The sequence below is a fragment of the Actinoallomurus sp. CA-150999 genome, from assembly GCF_050942425.1.
Lineage (GTDB): Bacteria > Actinomycetota > Actinomycetes > Streptosporangiales > Streptosporangiaceae > Actinoallomurus.
Map to the genome: position 1 here is coordinate 6,553,161 of NZ_CP192063.1, position 19,470 is coordinate 6,572,630.

The 19,470-nt window shown below is 71.1% G+C and carries 18 protein-coding genes; 5 read left to right on the plus strand and 13 right to left on the minus strand.

Annotation, left to right across the window (positions count from 1 at the left end; translation table 11 throughout):
- The first annotated feature begins 17 nt into the window (after positions 1–17).
- Complete coding sequence (locus ACQP2O_RS30340) at positions 18–851, plus strand: maleylpyruvate isomerase family mycothiol-dependent enzyme (protein ID WP_433170952.1); 834 nt, start codon at positions 18–20, stop codon at positions 849–851.
- Positions 852–911: 60 nt separating this feature from the next.
- Positions 912–1,685, plus strand: coding sequence for an alpha/beta hydrolase (locus tag ACQP2O_RS30345; RefSeq protein ID WP_433170954.1), 774 nt, complete (start codon positions 912–914; stop codon positions 1,683–1,685).
- A gap of 9 nt (positions 1,686–1,694) precedes the next feature.
- On the opposite strand, the gene ACQP2O_RS30350 is transcribed toward ACQP2O_RS30345, so the two are convergent.
- The 3 genes from ACQP2O_RS30350 to ACQP2O_RS30360 form a co-directional block, all read right to left on the minus strand.
- The gene (locus ACQP2O_RS30350) at positions 1,695–2,480 is read right to left on the minus strand and encodes an SAM-dependent methyltransferase (protein WP_433170956.1); all 786 of its coding nucleotides are present in this window, start codon (positions 2,478–2,480) and stop codon (positions 1,695–1,697) included.
- Positions 2,481–2,655: 175 nt separating this feature from the next.
- Positions 2,656–3,060 carry a hypothetical protein gene (locus ACQP2O_RS30355; protein WP_433170958.1) on the minus strand — a complete coding sequence of 135 codons (405 nt, stop codon included), beginning with the start codon at positions 3,058–3,060 and terminating at the stop codon, positions 2,656–2,658.
- A gap of 222 nt (positions 3,061–3,282) precedes the next feature.
- Positions 3,283–3,453, minus strand: a complete 171-nt coding sequence (locus tag ACQP2O_RS30360; protein ID WP_433170960.1) for a hypothetical protein — start codon at positions 3,451–3,453, stop codon at positions 3,283–3,285.
- On the opposite strand from ACQP2O_RS30360, the gene ACQP2O_RS30365 reads away from it, so the two are divergent.
- Positions 3,452–3,703 (plus strand): hypothetical protein, encoded by a 252-nt coding sequence (locus ACQP2O_RS30365; RefSeq protein WP_433170962.1) that lies wholly within the window; start codon positions 3,452–3,454, stop codon positions 3,701–3,703. The two genes, ACQP2O_RS30360 and ACQP2O_RS30365, sit on opposite strands and share 2 nt — an antisense overlap.
- A 54-nt stretch (positions 3,704–3,757) precedes the next feature.
- On the opposite strand, the gene ACQP2O_RS30370 is transcribed toward ACQP2O_RS30365, so the two are convergent.
- Positions 3,758–7,474 (minus strand): NEW3 domain-containing protein, encoded by a 3,717-nt coding sequence (locus tag ACQP2O_RS30370; RefSeq protein ID WP_433170964.1) that lies wholly within the window; start codon positions 7,472–7,474, stop codon positions 3,758–3,760.
- 149 nt (positions 7,475–7,623) lie between these two features.
- Between ACQP2O_RS30370 and ACQP2O_RS30375 the strand changes: the two genes are divergently transcribed.
- Positions 7,624–8,895 (plus strand): ROK family transcriptional regulator, encoded by a 1,272-nt coding sequence (locus tag ACQP2O_RS30375; RefSeq protein ID WP_433170966.1) that lies wholly within the window; start codon positions 7,624–7,626, stop codon positions 8,893–8,895.
- Between the two features lie 126 nt (positions 8,896–9,021).
- On the opposite strand, the gene fmdA is transcribed toward ACQP2O_RS30375, so the two are convergent.
- The 6 genes from fmdA to ACQP2O_RS30405 all read right to left on the minus strand — a co-directional run bounded on the left by fmdA (position 9,022) and on the right by ACQP2O_RS30405 (position 15,842).
- Complete coding sequence (gene fmdA, locus ACQP2O_RS30380; protein ID WP_433170969.1) at positions 9,022–10,269, minus strand: formamidase; 1,248 nt, start codon at positions 10,267–10,269, stop codon at positions 9,022–9,024.
- 49 nt (positions 10,270–10,318) lie between these two features.
- Positions 10,319–10,954 (minus strand): AmiS/UreI family transporter, encoded by a 636-nt coding sequence (locus tag ACQP2O_RS30385; protein ID WP_433170971.1) that lies wholly within the window; start codon positions 10,952–10,954, stop codon positions 10,319–10,321.
- Between the two features lie 71 nt (positions 10,955–11,025).
- Positions 11,026–11,304, minus strand: coding sequence for an FmdB family zinc ribbon protein (locus ACQP2O_RS30390; protein WP_433170974.1), 279 nt, complete (start codon positions 11,302–11,304; stop codon positions 11,026–11,028).
- A 161-nt stretch (positions 11,305–11,465) separates the two neighbouring features.
- Entirely contained in the window at positions 11,466–13,661 is a 2,196-nt protein-coding gene (locus ACQP2O_RS30395; RefSeq protein WP_433170977.1) for an MMPL family transporter, read from the minus strand.
- 268 nt (positions 13,662–13,929) lie between these two features.
- Complete coding sequence (locus tag ACQP2O_RS30400) at positions 13,930–14,607, minus strand: response regulator (protein WP_433170979.1); 678 nt, start codon at positions 14,605–14,607, stop codon at positions 13,930–13,932.
- Complete coding sequence (locus ACQP2O_RS30405; protein ID WP_433170981.1) at positions 14,604–15,842, minus strand: sensor histidine kinase; 1,239 nt, start codon at positions 15,840–15,842, stop codon at positions 14,604–14,606. Before ACQP2O_RS30405 ends, ACQP2O_RS30400 begins: the two co-directional genes overlap by 4 nt.
- A 178-nt stretch (positions 15,843–16,020) precedes the next feature.
- Between ACQP2O_RS30405 and ACQP2O_RS30410 the strand changes: the two genes are divergently transcribed.
- A complete protein-coding gene (locus ACQP2O_RS30410) occupies positions 16,021–17,628 on the plus strand; it encodes a serine/threonine protein kinase (protein WP_433170983.1) in 1,608 nt (535 codons plus the stop codon).
- Positions 17,629–17,737: 109 nt separating this feature from the next.
- On the opposite strand, the gene ACQP2O_RS30415 is transcribed toward ACQP2O_RS30410, so the two are convergent.
- The 3 genes from ACQP2O_RS30415 to ACQP2O_RS30425 form a co-directional block, all read right to left on the minus strand.
- Positions 17,738–18,247, minus strand: a complete 510-nt coding sequence (locus tag ACQP2O_RS30415) for a lytic polysaccharide monooxygenase auxiliary activity family 9 protein (protein WP_433170985.1) — start codon at positions 18,245–18,247, stop codon at positions 17,738–17,740.
- Between the two features lie 277 nt (positions 18,248–18,524).
- Complete coding sequence (locus ACQP2O_RS30420; protein ID WP_433170987.1) at positions 18,525–18,953, minus strand: cold-shock protein; 429 nt, start codon at positions 18,951–18,953, stop codon at positions 18,525–18,527.
- Between the two features lie 92 nt (positions 18,954–19,045).
- Positions 19,046–19,468 carry a hypothetical protein gene (locus tag ACQP2O_RS30425; protein WP_433170990.1) on the minus strand — a complete coding sequence of 141 codons (423 nt, stop codon included), beginning with the start codon at positions 19,466–19,468 and terminating at the stop codon, positions 19,046–19,048.
- Between the last annotated feature and the right edge of the window lie 2 nt (positions 19,469–19,470).

Below are 19,470 nucleotides of genomic sequence, written 5' to 3' on the forward strand. Positions count from 1 at the left end.
CCCTTGGGAGACCGACGATGACAGAACGGACCGATCGGAACATCAAGGCGCTGCGCACCGACTACGAGCGGCTGGCCGTCCGCGTGCGCGGGTTCGGCGAGGCCGATCTCTCCCGCCCGTCGGGAGCGTCCGAGTGGGACGTCTCCCAGGTGCTGAGCCACATGGGCAGCGGCGCCGAGATCTCCCTCGCCGCACTCGACGGGGCGCTGAGCGGCACGGGCCATCCGGGCCAGGAGTTCAACCAGACCGTCTGGGCGCGGTGGGACGCCATGTCTCCGACCGAGCGAGCCGAAGAGTTCCTGCGCTCGAACGACACGCTGATCGGCCGGTACGAGGAGCTCGACGCTCCGACCAGGGAGGAATTGCTCGTCGACCTGGGGTTCATGCCCGCGCCGGTGGACCTCGCCACCGTGACGGGCCTGCGCCTCTACGAGCTCACCCATCACACGTGGGACGTCGAGGTCGCGTTCGACCCGGCGGCGACCCTGTCGCCGGAGGGCACCGACCTGCTGATCGACCACGCCGGCATGCTGATCGGTTTCCTCGGCAAGGCCGACGCGCTCGGAGGCCGCCAGGTGACCCTCGCGGTCCGGACGACCGCCCCGGAACGAGAGTTCGGCCTCGACGTACGCGACCCGGTGGCACTCTCGGAGCGATCGGTGGACGGCCGTCACCCGGTGGCGCTCGTGGAGTCCCCCGACCGGCCCGACGGGGTCCTCACCGCTCCCGCTGAGTGGTGGCTGCGTCTCGTCACCGGCCGGCACGCGCCCGCGCACACGCCGGACTCGGTCACTCTCGCCTCGGACGCTGTCACGCTCGACGACCTGCGCCGGGTGTTCCCGGGCTTTTAGAAAGGCCGTCCTGTGTCTTCGGACGTTCTGACCCGTCCGGCGCCCGATCCGGACGCTACCGTGGCCTACGGGCGCCTGCCGGACCAGGTCGCCGACCTGCGGTTCCCCCGGGGCGATCGGCCCGTGACGAGACCGCTCGTGATCATCGTGCACGGCGGTTTCTGGCGTTCCCGCTTCGATCGGGCGCACACCGGCCCGATGGCCGACGACCTGGCCTCCCGCGGCTTCGCCACAGCCGCGATCGAGTACCGCCGCGTCGGTCAGGACGGTGGCGGCTGGCCGGACACGTTCGACGACGTCGCCCGCGCCGTCGACACCGTGCCGGCGCTGGCGGACGAGGCGGTCCCAGGCGGGGTTGGTGACGTCGTGCTGCTCGGCCATTCCGCGGGAGGGCACCTCGCGCTGTGGGCCGCCTCCCGCGCCCGGCTGCCCGCGTCGGCCCCCTGGCACCTGCCCGAGCCGCCGAGCGTGCGCGGCGTCGTCGCGCTGGCCCCCGTGGCCGCCCTCGCGGTGGCATCGGAGCTGGGCCTGAGCGACAGCGCCGCCGACGAGCTGCTCGGCGGCCCGGCGGCCGGTCTGCCCGAGCGGACCGCGCTCGCCGACCCGTCGGCGCTGCTGCCCTCCTCGATCCCGTCCGTGCTGGTCCACGGGTCGGCGGACGACAGCGTCCCGGTCGAGCAGTCGCGGGCGTACGCACAGGCGGCCCGGACGGCAGGAGACGACTGCACCCTCACCGAGCTGCCCGGCGTCGGCCACTTCGCGGTGATCGACCCGCTCACGGACGCCTGGCCGGCCGTACTCGACGCGCTGTCCCGTCTCCTGGGCGCCGGGTGAGAGTGGCGGTCAGGCGTTCTTGCGGGCGACGCCGGCGAGCAGCTTCCCTCCTTCGACGAGCGGCTCGTCGGCCCGCCACTTGAAGATGTCGACCACGCCGGGCTCCAGGAGTTCGAGTCCGTCGAAGAAGCGCTCGATCCGCGCCCGGGAGCGCAGGGTGAGCCCGGACGTCACACCGGTGTAGCTGGCCGTGATCTCTTCGACCTCGTCTTCGGAGAACCCCTCCGAGGAGGTCGTGCTCATGACCAGGTGGCTGCCGGGCGCCATCCGCGCGCGCAGCGCCGCCAGGACACCGTCCGGGTCCTCCGCGTCGGAGACGAAGTGCAGGACCGCCAGGCACAGCACGCCGACCGGCCGGTCGAAGTCGATGAGCTCCCGCACGTCGGGGTGGTCCAGGATCTCCTGCGGCCGGCGGAGGTCTCCCCCGATCGCGACAACGCCCTCGGGCCGGGCCCGCAGCGCCCGGTTGTGCGCCATCACGATCGGATCGTGGTCGACGTACACCACACGGGCGTCCGGGTGGGTCCGCCGTGCCACCTCGTGCACGTTGGGCGAGGTGGGGATGCCGGTGCCGAGGTCGATGAACTGCCGGACGCCCGCCTCCGCCAGCACGCGGATCGCCCGGACCATGAAGCGGCGATTCCCCTGCGCCATGGCCTTGGCATTGGGCGACGCCTCCAGCAGCCGCGCCGCCGCCTCCCGGTCCGCCGCGAAGTTGTCCTTGCCGTCGAGCAGGAAGTCGTAGATGCGCGCGGTGCTCGGGGTGGTCACGTCGATGCCGCTGCCTTCGCTCACCCCTCCATGATCACCCAGTTCCGCACATGCCATGATCATTTTCGCGAAACCGCTCCTGGCAAGAGGCGGCCGACCTGGGCTGGGTATCAGCGTGGGGCCGGTAGAACGAAACCGCGTCCCCGCTTACTTCGGCGGGGACGCGGTCGTTCAGCCCGGTGAGGCAGGCGGGGTGGGGTCAGTCGACGACGATGTTGAAGGGGACGTCGTGGAAGCCGCCTGTTGTCTTGCCGGTCGCGACCAAGATGTTCCGGGCGGTGTCTCCGCATTTGGAGGCGCGGTCGTCGATGAACAGGGCGGCTTCCCAGATGGATGGCGAGCGTGGGGTGGCGACGGGCACGGTCTTCGCGGCGTTGATGTCCGGGTCGAGTTCGATGCAGTACTCACCCGTGCTGATCTTGCGGACGGAGGTGACGCCGGTGGAGCGCACGACGGTTCCGTCGGCATTGACCGTGGCGGCGGCGCGCGCTCCAGGGGTGTGCGCACCGCCGATGGCGGCCAGGGCGGGAATGGCAGCCGAGAGCGCGACCCCTGCGACCAGCGCCGATCCAGCGACGACCGTGGTGAAGGCGGCGGAAGGCATGGTGTCTCCTGTGTGATCGGTCCGCGTGAGGAGGCATCTCCTCATCACGATGAGTAGCTAGATGATCACACAACGTCGATCGAGAGGTGCGGACCGACACGGGATCTTTCGCCTTGGCCGCCCTGAGCGCAGGCCCTCGGGATGGACGGAATCGCTTTCGCTGAGCCGGACATCGGCTGGTCGCGCTCGCTCTCCGGCTTCGGACACGCCGGTGTGGACGGGTCAGCGGGCGGCGCGGGGGCCGCGACGGCGGCCGATCCGGATTCCGCCGAGCACCAGGTTGGCCAGGAAGACCAGGATGCCGATGATCAGTAGGTAGAAGAGGCCTTTCACCGCGACTCCGGCGATGCCGAGCCCGATCGCCACGATGATGAGGGCCAGGAACAGCGTCATGTCACAGTCTCCTTCCCGGAGTCCCTGTTCAGAGCCATACCCGCTGGTCGGCGGCGGTACGAGCGCGGGCGCGTCACTCCCGCCGTGGGCCGCCGCCATCGCCGTCGGCAGTGGGTTGATCTCCGCCGGGGGCGCACTGACTGTGGCCGGGCGACGCGAGCTGCAGAGGGCGTTCCCGCAGGTGTCGAAGGAGTCCACCACGAGGATCAAGGAGGACGCCCTCGACATCGTGGACCGGGCGCTCCCCTGACGAGAAGGCGCCCGCCCCTCCCGGGTCGCGGGAGACGCGGGCGCCGACTCTCCGTTACTCGATTCCGAAGCCGGTGAACTCCGCGCCGGAGATCTTGCCTGAGGTGTCCCCGGTGACGGCCGCGGACGAGAGGCCGACGTCCTGGGTGGCCGCCGCGCTCGGCACCTGGGCGGTGGCGACCTGCTGCCAGGTCTTGCCGTCGAGGCTGAAGGACCCGGTGAAGGTCGCCCCGGACCGTACGAGTTTGAGCTGCACGGGGTATCCGGAGAACCCGGTGTTCAGGGTGGTGTCCAGGTAACCGTCCCCGTTGGCGTCCCACTGCATGACGACGCCGTTCGCGGGCGTGGCCGCCAGGATCACGTAGCCGGGGCTCTTGGCGGACAGGTCGTTGCGGACGACGATGCCGGCCTTGGCCCAGACACCCGTCGGATCCTGCCGCGTGACCTTGGTGGTCACCGTCATGGCCTCCTTACCCGCGCCCTTGCGGTAGAGGGCGCCGAACTGGTCGGTGCGCCCCCACTGGTCCTTACCGTCGGCGAAGACGGCGAACCGGTCGCCGAGCTGTCCGACGTGGGTGGCGGTGCCCGCGACGGTGCGATAGTCGGCCGACGGCGCGGCGAAGGCGGTGAAGGTCGTCGAGCCGTTCGCCTTCCCGGTGCCGCCGGGGCCGTCCGTGAAGGTCGCCGAGGCGCCGACGTTCACGGTCGTGTCGGGGTCCGGAAGCGTCGCGGGCGGGGTGAGCGTCCAGGACGCGGTCGCCGAGGCGCCCGGCTCGATGGTGCCGAGTTCGGCCGGGTCCTGCGGCGTGGCCGTCCAGCCGTCCGGCGTGGCGAGGGTCACCTTCGTTCCCGTCACCGCGAGACAGCCGGTGTTGGTGACCTTGCCGGTGACGGTGGCCTTCCCGCCGCCGTCGACGTACGGCGAGCCGGGCGACAGTTCGAGCGTCGCCGTCGGCGGCGTGGACTTCGACGGAGCGCGGACGTCGACCTCGACGGTGTGGGTGGGCGCGGCCGATCCGAGCCCGATGCCGATCGTGTAGTGCCCCGGAGCGCACAGCTGCGGGGAGAACACCGCGGACACGGTGCCCTCGTCGTGGTGGCCGAAGGAGACGATCCGGGCGGGGGTGGTGAACCCGATCCCCCGGGCGAACGTCGTCGTGTCGGTCTGGGTCGCCTGGCCGTTCACGTAGAGCACGACGCGGGGGTCGGCGAGGTAGCCCGCTCCCCCGTTGTTGACCACCGTCCCGGTGACCGTCAGCGGCGCGCCCGCCTCGATGACGCGGTGGTCGGACTTGACGGCGGTGACCGCGGCATCGGTCGGCGACGTCATCCGCTGGTAGTTCGCCTCGTAGTCGGCGGCCGCGCGGGCGACGCCGAGTTGCGGCACGGACCGTGTCCTCGTCCAGTTCAGCCGGATCACGCTCGCCTTCCCCGGCGAGGTCAGGGTGACCTGCTTCCCGGAGATCCCGCCGGTGTGGCGGCCGTCCACGGTCACCGAGGTGAGGACGGTGCCGTCCGGCGCGGAGATCACGAGGTTCTTCGGGGTGCCGCGGGTCGGCGGCGTGAGGCGCATCGTGGCGCCCTTCCCGTCGACGGCGGCGGTGTAGGACATCGGGCCGAAGTCGGTGTCCCCGCTGAAGCCGACGGTCTGGCCGGGTTTGTTCCACTGCGGCGACCAGACGTTGGCCAGGTGCAGGGATCCGTCCGACGCTTCATAGGCGAGCATGTCGCGCAGGAACGTCAGGTACTTGCCGGCGAACTCGGCATGGGGCTGCGTTTGGTCCGTGCTCGACCATCCCCAGCGCTGGGCCGAGGCCATGCCCTCCGAGGCCATGTGTGCGGCCGACGTGTGCGTCAGCAGGGAGTACAGCGACGACAGCGCCGCGTCCTGGTCGCCGCGGAGGATGTCGGTGATCGACAGCGACATCGGCGTGTAGGAGTGCAGGGTGCTCTCCACACCGCCGGACGGATAGCCGAAGATCCCCTCGAACGTCTTGCCCCGCCAGGTGGCCAGGCTCTTGGTGATCCACGGATCGTTCGGACGGAAGGCGTTCGCGGGCCAGACGGCCTCGAGGTTGCCCCAGTCGATCCCGTACACGCCGCCGTACCAGCCGTCGCGGACGCCCGGCGCCGCCATGCCCTCGGTCGTCGGCGGGATGACGCCCAGCTTCTTCACCTGCGGGGCGAGCTTTGACCGCAGGATGCCGATGTACTGCGTGCGGCGCTGTTTCCAGGTCGTGGCGGTCGCGCCGTCGCCGACCGCCTCGGCGATCTTGGCGGCCCCCTCCTCGCCGGCGATGTTCCACAGGTCGTAGGTGAGCACGTGCCCGCGTACGCCCTCGTCGTCCTTCATCGTGGAGGCGGGGAACAGGCCGTCGTCGGACTGCCAGTACTGCCGGCGGACCTGCCACTCCCAGTCCATCGCCCGCTGGACGGCGGGCCAGACCTGGCGGGCGAACTCGGTGTCATGGGTGCGTTCGTAGTAGTTGGCGAAGGCCCACAGGGCCTCGCCGTTGCCGTCGTACTGTCCCGACTGGGAGATGAACTGCCCCGAGTCGGACTGCCAGTCGAGCATCTCGAGCGTGACCTGCTTGGCGACGTCGGTGAAGCCGGCGTTGAGGATGCCGTCGATGTCGAAGGCCGTGTCGCGCAGCCAGTAGTGGGCGTAGATGGTCGGGTTGGCGTTCCAGTAGTACCGGCCGTCGATGACGTTCATCAGGATCAGGGAGAACGCCAGGTTGGCCTTGTAGGCGTCCAGCACCTTGGTCTCGGCGCCGCTGCCGGGGACCTGCAGGACCGTTCCGGCCTGGTCGAGGGTCTTGTGCCAGAACTGCGCGGTCTGTTGCTCGTACCCGTCGTAGTCCGCGCCCTTGATCGGCGCGGTGTCGGAGTCCTGCCCGACGAAGTACGGCATCGCGAAGGTGAGCGTCCGGGTCTGGTGGGGTTGGAGCGTGACGTCGTAGTCCTGAGTGGCTCCGTCGGTGCCGCTCGGCGCCTGCCCGGAGACCAGGAGGAGCTTCCCGTCGCCTCCGTAGACGCGGTGGTCGTCGTCCCAGCCCGGGGAGGCGGGCTTGCTCGGGCCGGTGTTGCCGTTGATGGCGCCGATGCCCTTGGTGAGGTCGAGCGTGGCCGAGAACCGGTGCGTGACCGGCGACGAGCCCGGGTTGGTGAGACTGACCTTGACGAAGTTCACCATGTTGTCGACGTCGGCCGTCACCTTCTTGGCCGGCAGGCCGTACGGCTGGGTGAACGGAAGCTTGGCGACGTTCGGGACCTTGGCGGCGAAGAACCGGATCGCGTGCTGGACTCCGCCGGAGTCGAACTGCTCCGACATGATCGGCAGGTAGCCGTCCACCCAGGTCTTGACCCGCTGGTTCACGGGGGTCCGGGAGTCTCCGGTGGCGAACGTGAGGGCGCCGTACTCGTTCTGCAGGTAGCCCTCGGGGGTGATGATGGACCGTTCCGGTCCGCCGTACACGCCGATGGCGGCGCGGGGATAGCGGTACCAGTCGAACGGTTCTTTCGGGTCGTCCTTGACCGGCGGCAGGGACTGCTGCTCCTGCGGGGTCTGCATCACCCCGTACGGCGAGCGCCGGTAGTCGTTGTAGGGATTTCCGTAACCGGAGGCGCCGGTCGTCGCCTGGACGAGCGCGGGCGACCCCGGCCGGGAGCGTGCGGGCCCGGGGGCCGCGGCCCATCCGGGGGTGATGAGGCCCAGCGCCAGCACCGGGGGCACGGCGAGCGCTAGGGCACGGCGGAGGAATGATCTCATGGCGAACCTGCCTTCTGGGGCGGAAGACGCGGAACGGCGGAGGGAGAAGACGCCGGTGCTCTCCGGGCACCGGACGACTCGGCGGGGATTTAGTAACGTATCGTTCGTAACTAAAACGCTCACGAGACCATCGGTCAAGAGGTGATCTTTTGACGAGCGAGTCGGTGCCGGTCGGTACAGGGCCGCACGTACTGCGGCGGATCAACGTCGTGACGGTGCTCGACGCGCTGCGCGCGGGCGGACCCCAGCGCGTCGCGGACCTGGTCACGGCCACCGGCCTGTCCCGGCCCGCCGTGACCCGGGCCATCGAGGCGCTGCGCGCCGAAGGCTGGGCGGAGGACGCCGATCAGGGCGAGGAATCCGGGGCCGGCCGCGAAGGCAGGATCGGCCGCCCCGCCGCCGTCGTCCGGTTCCGGTCCGGCGCGGGCCACGTCCTCGGCGCCGACGTCGGACCGCACAAGATCCTCGCCATGGTCGCCGACCTGGACGGCAACGTGATCGCCGAGCGGCGCCACGACACCCACCGGCTCCGCCGCGGGGAGGACGTCCTCCGGGCCCTCCTGGGCATCGCCACCGAGGTTCTGGCCGAGGCCGGCGTCCCGGCCGACGAGGTGCTGTCCGCGGCGATCGGCAGCCCGGGACTCGTCGACCCCGGGACGGGAACGGTCACGCTGGCTCCGAGCATCCCCGGCTGGGCCTCCCTCCCCGTCGCCGCCGAGCTCCGCTCGCTGCTCGCCTGCCCGATCGCCGTCCACAACGACGTCAACCTCGCCGTCCTCGCCGAGCGCTGGCGCGGGACCGCGACGGCGACGGAGAACCTCGTGTTCGTGCAGTGGGGCGCCCGCGTCGGCGCGGGCATCATGATCGACGGCCGCCTGCTCCAGGGGGCGAACGCGGCGGCCGGCGAGATCGGGTTCCTCGACCTCGCCGAGCAGCCCGGATCCGACGGCGTCATCACGCGCGACACGATGGGACCGTTCGAACGCCAGGTCGGCGCCTCCGCCATCATCGAGCTCGCGCTCGCGGAGGCGAAAGGTCGGGGCGACACCCGGCTGGCGGAGGTCATGCTGCGGGCCAGGCCGCACGACGACGCGGCCGCGCTGTTCGACGCCGCGTCGGCCGGCAGCGCCATCGCCGAGTCGATCATCGACCAGATCGCCGCCCGCTTCGCCCGCGGCCTCGCCACCGCCTGCCTGCTCCTCGACCCGGAGCTGATCGTGATCGGCGGAGGCGTGTCCCGCGCCGGCGAGCGGCTGCTGACGGTCGTCGAGCGGCATCTCCGCCGCCGCGCCCTCGTACGGCCCCGGCTCGCGCTGTCCGCACTCGGCGACACCGCCGTCGCCGTCGGCGGGATTCGAAGCGCCCTGGACGACGTCGACCGGCGCTACCTCTCCCCCGCCGCGCTCGGCGCCGGCCGCTGACGCTCGCTCCGCCGACGGCCTTCGCCTCGCGGAAGTCCGCAGACGGCCCGGATCAGGCCGGGCATGGCGTGGCGCCGGAGACCTCCGGCTCCGGCGCCACGATCGCGTTCAGAACGGCGTAGCCGGTCAGGAGGTGACGGCGCACGCCCCGCGGTTGGCGCTTCGCGGACCGTCCCCGGTGGGACGGATGTCGAAGTCGAAGATCGCCGTAGGCAGGTACAGCGTGCAGCACGCGTTCGGGATGTCGACGATCCCACTGATCCGCCCTTCGACCGGCGCGGATCCGAGGATCAGGTACGCCTGCTCGCCGCTGTAACCCCACCTCTTGAGGTACTCGATGGCGTTGAGGCAGGCGCACTTGTACGCCAGCGTCGCGTCCATGTAGAGGTTCGTGTCGTCGTCGGGATCGACGGAGATGCCGACGAAGCTCATGAACTCCGAGTACCTGGGCTCGACGTTGCCCGGCATGAAGACCGGGTTGTTCTTAATGCCGTACTTCTCCATGCCGCCCTTGATCAGGTCGACGTGGAAGTCGATGAAGCCTCCCATCTCGATGGCACCGCAGAAGGTGATCTCTCCGTCGCCCTGGCTGAAGTGCAGGTCGCCGACGGAGAGGTTCGCGCCGTCGACGAAGACGGGGACGAACACGCGGGATCCGCGGCTGAAGTTCTTGATGTCCTGGTTACCGCCGTGCTCGCGCGCCGGCACCGTGCGGGCGCCCTCCCGGGCGACCCGGTCGGCGTCGCCGCCGTGGGCGTGGCCCGCGAGCGCGTCTTCCGGCTCCGGCGGCAACGCCAGGGGTGGCACCCGGTCGGGATTCGTGTTGATCAGGGCCTGCTCCCGGCGGTTCCACCGCTCCAGCAGCTCCTGCGACGGCGCGGTGCCGAACAGCCCCGGGTGGGTGATGCCGGTGTACCGTACGCCGGGCAGATGCCGCGAGGTGGCCTGCTGACCGTGGAAGTCCCAGATCGCCTTGACGGCGTCCGGGTAGTAGTCGGTCAGGAACGACCCGCCGTTGACCTTGGCGAACACGCCGGTATAACCCCAGCCCTCGCCGGCCGCGTCCCCGACGTGCTGCGGAACGGGCCCGAGGTCGAGGATGTCGACGATCAGCAGATCGCCGGGCTCGGCCCCTTCGATCCGGATCGGGCCGCTCAGCATGTGAGCCAGCTTCAGGTTGACGTCCCGCACGTCGTTGGCGGAGTTGTTGTTGCCGATCTGGCAGTCGGTCCACTCCCGGCATTCCATCCGGAACTCATCGCCCGGCCGGACGGAGTCCGCGGGCGGGACGGCCGGATGCCACCTGTTGTGGCCGGGTATCTTCTGATCACGCATTGACCGTGACTGGTCCACGTGGAATACGACGTCTGGCATCGTCACTCACTCCCCTGCCGAATCACGTTCTCGTGTCCGGAGGCCGTCCTCAGGGGCGTCCCGGTGCCGCGACGCCGCCGGGCCGGTGGCGCACATGACGTCCGGGGCCGACGACGAACCACAGGGCGCCGAACACCACGACGGCGAACACCGCCAGCAGGATCGCGACCTGACCGTGCCTGCCCCAGTAGCCGCACAGCAGCAGGATCGCCGGGATGGCCCCGGTGACCCAGCCCTCGATCGCCGTCACCCAGCCGGTGTAGGTGGTGATCCCCTCGACCTTCAGCCCGAGCAGGACGAAGAACAGGAACCACAGGAACGCCCAGTACAGCCAGATGACGCCGAACGGCGGGTCCCGCAGCACGCGGAAGTTGACGACGGAGTAGCCGACCGCCATCACGGCCACGAACAGCGAGAAGTATCCGACGCCGCTGGTGTCGAGCCCGGCCAGCAGCCCGATCCCGACGTACAGGTAGGTGAACCCGAACAGGTACAGCCCGGACGCCGCCAGGATCGTGTGGGTGTCGTTTCCGGCCGTCGCGATCAGTACGGTCGGGAAGACCACCTGCATCGCGCCGACGAACAGGTTGAGCATCGCCGCGGCCTTCGCCTCGACCTTGCCGAGCAGCATCATCCCGTTGAGGAACAGCACCGCTCCGACGTAGAGCAGGCCCACGTTCGCCATCTGCCTCACCCCTCGGCCCACGAGCCCGGGGAGTCGTCATGTCGTCCCGCCCGCGGCGCCACGGGCCGCGATCACGGCCGTGGCAGGCGTGCGAGCGCCGGGTGCGGCCGCCGGGCGGCCCGCCGCGACGGCGGCACCCCCGACACGATCTCCGGCGCCTCCCGGCTCCGTTCCTCACGTTCCCGGCTCGCTCGTACGGTCGGGGACGTGCGCGTCAGCGCCGGTGCGGAGTACACGCGCCGGCTGTCGCGCCCGCACGCGGGACACTCCCGCGTTGCGGGCGCGGTGCCCAGCGCCAGCCGTACGTCGAAGGAGCCGCAGCCCGGACACGTGTACTCATAGGTCGCCATGACCACCTCCACGGACCGGCCTCCATGGGACAGCCATTCCCCGCTTATCGCCCGTCCTTGGCCCAATTGCCGTTATTTGGCCGAGTGTTGAGGGAGCCCGGAGGTTGCCACGAACCCATGGGAAAGCGGGGCGGTCGTCGCCGACCGCCCCGCCATGGGCCTCAGCGGGCGGCCGGCTCCAGCGGGGTGCCGACGGCGTCGACCGGCCGCTCCTCCGGCGGGTCGACCGACAGGTGCGGGAGACGGCGATCCAGCCAGGAGGGCAGCCACCAGTTGGCGCGGCCGAACAGGTGCATCGCGGCCGGGACGAGGATCGTCCGCAGGATGAACGCGTCCAGCGCGACGGCGGCGCTCAGGCCGATGCCGAACTCGGCGATGACGCGCTGACCCCCGAAGACGAAGGCGACGAACACCGCGATCATGATGGTCGCGGCGGCGGTGATGACCCGGCCGGTGTGGGCCTGGCCCACGGTGACGGCCTTGCGGTTGTCGCCGCTGTGCACCCATTCCTCGTGCATCCGGCTGACGAGGAACACCTGGTAGTCCATTGACAGGCCGAACAGGATCGACAGCATGATCACCGGGAGGAACGCCTCGACCGGCCCGGCGGCGCCCACGCCGAGCGGATCGGAGCCCCATCCCCACTGGAAGAAGGCGACGACCACGCCGAAGGACGCGCCGGCGGCCAGCACGTTCATCACGGCGGCGATGGCCGGCACGAGCAGGCTGCGGAAGGCGAGCAGGAGCAGCAGGAACCCGAGTGTGATGATCACACCGAGGAACAGCGGGAGTTTGCCGGTCAGCACGTCCGCGAAGTCGTCGAAGATCGCCGTCGCGCCGCCGACGTAGACCCGCATCGACGTGCCGCGCTCGGCGGCCGGGACGACGTCGTGGCGGAGCCGGTTGATCAGGTCGGAGGTCTTCGCGGACTGGGGCGAGGTCGTCGGGATCACCTGTGCCATGGCGACCGTCGCACCCGGCTGAGCGGGCATCGGGGCCGCGGCGGCCACTCCCGGCGTCCGGGACACCTCGCCGACCAGACGGGTGAACGCCTGCTGGTCGGCCGCGCCGTGCGTCTCGGCGACCAGTTGCAGCGGGCCGTTGAAGCCCGGGCCGAAGCCCTCGGCCAGCAGGTCGTACGCCTGGCGCGTGGTCGTGGACGTCGGGTTGTTGCCCGCGTCGGAGGAGCCGAGGCGCAGGGAGAACACCGGCACGCACAGCACCGCGATGACCACGAGCGCGACCGCGGACAGCGTACGAGGCCGGCGCTCGACCACGCCCGCCCACCGGGTCCACACGTCCGGCCGGGCCTCGCCGCCCGCGTGGGCCCCGAGGCGGCGGCGTTCGCGGCGGCTGAGCACCCGCGTCTTGAGCAGGCCGAGCAGCGCCGGCAGCAGCGTGATCGCGGCGAGCACGGTGCACACCACGGTGACCGCCGAGGCGATGGCCATGCCGTTGAGGAAGCTCATGCCCAGGACGAACAGGCCGAGCAGGGCGATCACCACGGTGCCCCCGGCGAACAGCACCGCGCGGCCGGACGTGTCGATGGCCTTGACCACCGACTCCTCGACGCTCAATCCGTTCTTCAGGCCGGTACGGTGCCGGGTGACGATGAACAGCGCGTAGTCGATCCCGACGCCGAGCCCGATCAGCGCGCCCAGTGTGGGCCCAATCTGGCCGATGGTGACGACGTGGGTGAGCAGGCCGACGAGCATCAGGCCGCTCCCGACACCGGCGATGGCGGTGATGATCGGAAGCAGCATCGCGAACAGCGACCCGAAGGCGAGCAGCAGGACGATCGCGGCGACCGCCACGCCGATCAGCTCGGAGTTGCCAGGCGGGGTCCGCTCGACCTGGCTGATCGGGTTGCCGCCGAGCTCGACGCGGAGGCCGTCGCCCCGGGCGGCCTCGGCGGTGTCGATCACACGCTGCACGTCCGCCTTGGCCAGCTTGTCGCCCGTCTTGTCGAAGCCGACCTGGGCGTAGGCGGTCCGGCCGTCCCCGCTGATCTGGCGGGCGCCCCGCGGGCCGTCGTACGGGCCGGTCACCGAGGTCACGGAGGGCAGCTTGGAGATCGTCGCAAGGGTGGCGGTCATCTTCCGCCGTACGGCGTCGTCACGAACGGTGCCGCCCGCCGGCGCGCGCCACACGACGGTCGCCGTGTCGCCCGACTGCGCCGGCAGGGACTTCTGCAGCAGCTGCAGGGCCTTCGTGGACTCGGTGCCCGGCAGGGAGAAGGCGTCCTTGTAGGCGGAGCCCGCCGTCTGCGACAGCACGCCAAGGCCGACGAGCGCGGCCAGCCACAACAGGACCACGACGAGGCGATGGCGGTGGCACCATCGCGCGAGAGCGGACATGAGAGAAACCCCCAGTTGTCATCGAATGCCAGTGCAATCCTCGTGCCGAGGAGTGGGCGTTCCCGTCCGCCTGGGGAAGGGTCTTCGGCATACCGCGCCCGCAGTAGCCGGTGCGCGCGGCTACTGCGGCGAGGTGGCCGGACGGTTACGCGGCCGGGTGGAGACGACTCGGCCGACTGGGGCGGAGCGGCCGGGGAGGATCCCTCGGATGTCCGGGCGGTTACCACGGCGGAGCGGCCGAGGAAGGATCCTTCGGGTGATCGGGCGGCTACCGCGGCGGAGCGGCCGGACGGACGAGCCCCGTCTCGTAGGCGATCATCACCAGCTGCGCGCGGTCGTGCACCCCGAGCTTCATCATCGCCCGGTTCGCGTGGGTCTTGACCGTCAGCGGCCGGATGCACAGTCGCTCGGCGATCTGGTCGTTCGACAGCCCACGCGCCACCATGACGACGACCTCACGTTCGCGTTCGGTCAGGTCCGACAGGCGTTCCGTCGCAGCGTCGGCGATGTCCGCGGGGCCGCTGAGGAAACGGGCGATGAGCGCCTGCGTCGCCGCCGGGGACAGCAGCGCGTCCCCCCGGGCGACGGTGCGGATCGCCTCGTGCAGGTCCCCGGCCTGCACCCCCTTGCCGACGAACCCGCTGGCGCCGGCGCGCAGCGCCGCGAACACGTACTCGTCGATCTCGAAGGTCGTCAGCACCAGCACGCGCACGGCGGCCAGAGCATCGTCGGCGGTGATCTTCCGGGTCGCGACCAGGCCGTCGGACTCGGGCATCCGGATGTCCATGAGCACGACGTCCGGGCGCGTCTCGCGGGCGAGCACGACGGCCTCGTCGCCGTTCGCGGCCTCGCCCACCACCTCGAGGTCGGGCGCGGCCTGCACGAGCACCTTGAACCCCGCCCGCACCAGGGACTGGTCGTCGGCCAGCACCACGCGGATCGTCATGCGCACCCCGTCCCGGCCGCCCGGGCGGCGGGCGCGGGCGAATGGTCGGCCGAGGGCAGCACCGCGTGGACGCGGAAGCCGCCCTCCGGCCGGGGAGCAGCCTCGAAGGCGCCGCCGACCGAGTAGGCGCGTTCCCGCATGCCGAGCAGGCCGTGCCCGGTCCCCTCCCCCGACGTCGACCCGCCGGGCCCGGAGTCGGTGATCTCCAGCCGGAGCTCCCGACGCGTGTAGGCGATGCGCAGCGTCGCCGGGGCGTCGCCGGCGTGCTTGTGCACGTTGGTCAGCGCCTCCTGGACGATGCGGTAGGCGGCCAGGTCGACGGTGGCGGGCAGCTCGCGCGGCTCCCCCACCACGCGCAGGTCGACCGTCAGCCCGCCGGCCGCGAACGCCTCGAGCAGGCCGGGCAGCCGGTCGAGCCCGGGAGCGGGCTCCGGGGCCGACTCGAGCTGCGCGTTCGGCCGGCGCAGCAGGCTCACGGTGGCACCGAGGTCGTCCAGCACCTCCTGACCCGCGCGGCGAACGTGGGACAGCGCCTCGCGCGCCTGGTCCGGATCGGTCTCCATGACGTACGCCGCGACCTCGGCCTGTACGTTGATCAGCGCGACGTGGTGGGCGAGCACGTCATGGAGCTCGCGGGCGATCCGCAGCCGCTCCTCGATGACCCGCCGCTCGGCTTCTTCCTCCCGGGTCCGCTCCGCGCGGCGCGCGCGTTCCTCGACGGCCGCGACGTAGGCGCGGCGATTGCGCACCGCTTCGCCCACCGCGGCGGCGAACGCGATCTGGGCGACGACGCTCACGAGCCGGGGATCGAAGATCACCATCCCGTGCACCACGGGATCGCGGGCCACCCCCACCATCTTGGCGATGATCAGGACGAACCCCGACGCTGCGGCGGTCATGGCCGTCGTCCGGCGTACACCGCGCAGCGCGACGGTGTAGATGGCGATCATCGGCGCGAGCAGGAGGGGGCCCTCTTTGCCGTCCACGGCCAGGTAGCACGCCGTCCCGGCCAGCGTGAACGCCAGCGCGACGACCGGCCAGCGCCGCCGTACCGCCAGCGGGCCGGCTGCCAGCACGCCGAACACCGCCATCTGCCAGGTCGACGGGTCGGGCCCGACCTCATGCGGCCCCGACGGCACCCACAGGGCCAGCGCGTACACCGCCGCCGCCAACAGCCCGTCCGAGAGGAACGGGTGGCAGCCGGTGATGCGCCTGACCTCGGTCAGCGGACTCACCCGCCCCACGGTAGCCGCAGCCCGGCACATCTCCGTTGGCCCCAAGGAGTAGCCGGGGCGTACTGCGCCCGCAGTATGCGGCGACCGGCACACCGCAGGACCGTGCACCCGTCCATCCTGGTTTCGCCGGACCCGTCCGGATAGAGTGCCGCTCGTCGCGCGTCGATCAGGGGGACTGATGCCCGAGGTCACGTCTTTGCGCCCAGGCGATCCTCAGACGCTCGGCGCGTACCGGCTGACGGGCCGGCTCGGTGAGGGCGGCCAGGGCATCGTCTTCCTCGGGCAGGGGGACGACGGCACCTCGGTGGCCGTGAAGATCCTCCGCGGAAGATGGGCGGCGGACCGGCGGCTCAGGGAGCGGTTCGCCAAGGAGGTCGCGGCGGCCCGGCGCGTCGCGCCCTTCTGCGTCGCCCAGGTCCTGGACGCCGACCTCGAGAGCGCGCAGCCGTTCATCGTGACCGAGTACGTCGACGGGCCCACCCTGCGCGAGGCCGTGACGATCGGCGGGCCGCGGTCCGGACCGGCGCTGCACCGGCTGGCGGTGGCGACGGCGACGGCGCTGGCCGCCATCCACGAGGCCGGCGTGGTCCACCGCGACTTCAAGCCGGCCAACGTGCTGCTGGGCTCCGACGGGCCGCGGGTCATCGACTTCGGCATCGCCCGGACGCTGGACGCGGGCGCGCAGGCGACCGGCGGCGTGGTGGGGACGCCGACGTACATGGCGCCCGAGCAGTTCGCCGCCCAGAACATCGGGCCGGCCGTCGACGTGTTCGCCTGGGGCTGTGTGATGGTCTTCGCGGCGACGGGCGCCCCGCCCTTCGGCGGGGACAACGTCGCCGCCATCAGCTACCGGGTGCTCCACGAACAGCCGGACCTCGGGCACCTCGCGGGCCCACTGCGGGACCTCGTCTCCGCGTGCCTGTCCAAGAACCCCGCGGCGCGCCCGTCCATGCGGGAGCTCCTGCTCCGTCTGCTCGGCAACCCGGACACGGCACCGATCGAGCAGACCCTCGACCAGGGACGCCAGGCGGTCCTCGCCGCCGCTCCCCCGCCGCACCGGCCCACCGGGAGCTGGCCGACCATGCCCGCCCACCGGCGCAGGAACCGGCGAGCGGCCGCAGTGGGCGCCGGGGCCGTCGTCGCCGTCGCGGCGATCGCGGCCGCCGTGGTCCTGTGGCCGGGAACGGACCGGCACGGAGGCGGCGGACCCACCCGCCGGCCGACCACGCCCACCCAGAGCGCGAGCGGCGCACCGGCCGGCGTCCAGGTCACCCGGAGCCCGCGCCTGGGTCTGGAGTTCTGGCAGGACGGGCGGCCGAGCTCTCTCGTCTTCGGGCAGCGTGGCGGCAAGGACGTCGTGACGGTCACCCTGCGACCCGCGCCCTTCGAGTTCCGCTTCCCCAAACCGCCGGGCGACGTGGCGGTCCAGGTGTGCGCCTGGACCGACGATTCGATCTTCTCGCTGCGCGACGGCGAATCGGTGGAGGACGTGCCCTTCTACCGGATGGGCACGGGAATCGCCGACTACGAGTACGGCAGCGGGACGCTCTACCTGAACAACGAGGGTCACAACTATCTCGGTGGTACCAGGGTCCAGGCGCTGTCCTCCACCGAGGACAAGGTCTACTTCGCCCAGACGTGGATCGGGCAGCAGGCGACGCCGCTCCAGCAGCGACGGGACGACGTCTTCCTCACCGTCTTCATCGACAAGAACAAGGACCAGAAGCTGAAGCTGGCCGGTCCGGGCGAGTACGAGTACGTGATCCTCCACTTCCAGGCGTCGTAGCCCGCAACGCCGGAAAGCCGCCGATGCGCTCACCGGCTTGGCCCTGGCCCGGGAGCGGGCGGGCCCACGGAACCGTGACCGGCTCCGCTGCCGGGCCGGGCTCTACGCCCTAGCCGACCTGCAGGTCGACGCAGGAGTAGAAGGCGTTCGCGGTGTCGGCGATGTTCCAGACCGCCAGCAGCTTCACGCGGCCGGAGACGTTGCCGAGGTTGACGGTGTGCGACACCGTGGCCGGCGGCTGGCTGTCGTTGCCGCTGAACACGCCGACGCGTGTGCCGCCGATGTAGTACTGCCAGTCGGTGGTGCGGTGGCGCGCGGTGAAGGTCCAGGTGAAGGTGACCGTCCGGCCCACCTTCGTGGCGTGCCAGCCCTTGCTGTCGTCGTCGAGTTCGGCGAACCGGGCGACACCGCCGCTGCAGCTGTGCAGGCCCTTGGGGCCTTCGACGCTCTGCGGCTCGTACTTGATGTCGCCGCACGGCACGGTGCCCTGCGCGCACTCGGCCTGGCGACTGGGCGGGGAGTTGATGTAGCCGTGCGCGCTGGCCGCGCCGGCCAGGGCCACGACGAGGGCGGGGGCGAGGGCGACGCCGCTGGCAGCGGCGACGAGTCTGGTCTTCATGTGAGCTCCGAATCTCGTGGAGGGACGGCCGCTCGAGCGGCCGTTGCGGGGACGTTCGTTGCTCTGAGCGCACGAGGCGGGGCGCGAGCCGCCATGACGGTCTCCATGACACGACCGGTTATCAAATAGTAAAGTTTACTATTTGCAGGGATTTTCACTCCTTGACGATTCGCTGTCAAGAGTGACGGCACGACAGAGGCCGCGGCGTCCCAGGTGTCGAGCGGCAGCCACGAAAGCACGGGGTTGCGCCGGCATCGGCGCTACCCGGCGCGGAGCGTCAGTCCTCGATCCAGTCGTGCGAGGCGGCGAGCCGGATGACCCGCTCGCGGAGGAGCAGGATCTGCGCCGCGGTCAGCTCCGGCACCGCCGCGAGGAACGTCTCGGTGAGCTCGGTCCGGAAATCCTCCGTTGTGAGGATCTCGCACGTCCCGTCGTCGTCACGCGGACGAGGGGCACGCGCCGCAGGCTTCACCGGGCCCCGGCGGGAGCCGTCGGAGGCGCCCGGAACGACGCGGACGTCGTATCCCTTCGGGCCCCGCTCGCCCTCCGTTACCTCGAACTCGACGCTCGTCCCCGGGGAGAAGGCGTACTTGTCGTCCAGCAGGTCGTTCGCGTGAACGAAGACGTCCTCTCCGCCGTCCTCGGGGGCGACGAACCCGTATCCCCGTACCTCGTCGAACCTTACGACGCGTCCTTTGACCACCACGTGAACCCCTTGACCATGACCACCGCGCGCGATTTCACCGCATCCCGGGCGGTACTCCGCCCGTCACGACGAATCATAAGCGGCCGCGGGCATCACTCGCGCTCCGTGAGGCCGTCGATGAGCAAGCCGAGACCGAGGCCGAACAGCCAGACGTCCTTGGCCAGAATGAGCCCCTGTTCGGTCGGGAAGACACTGCCCTCCCGGCGCATCCCCGGCGTCCTGGCGTAAAGGCCGACCAGGCCGGCCGAGAAGGCGACCAGGGCTCCCCCGGCCAGGGCCGTGGGGACGACCGGAACCAGCAACGCGGCGGCCACCGCCATCTCACCGGCGGACAGCAGCCGGACGAAGGTCTTGGGATCGACGGCGCCCAGGAACGGATAGGCGTTCGCGGCCATGCCGTGCAGCGTCTCGGCGGTCTGCTGGTCCGCTCCCCGCTTGCCCAGGCCCGAGTCGAGGAAGAACACGCCCGTCGCCAGCCGACCCGGGACGTGCCGCAGCCGTAGCGGAAATCGCATGG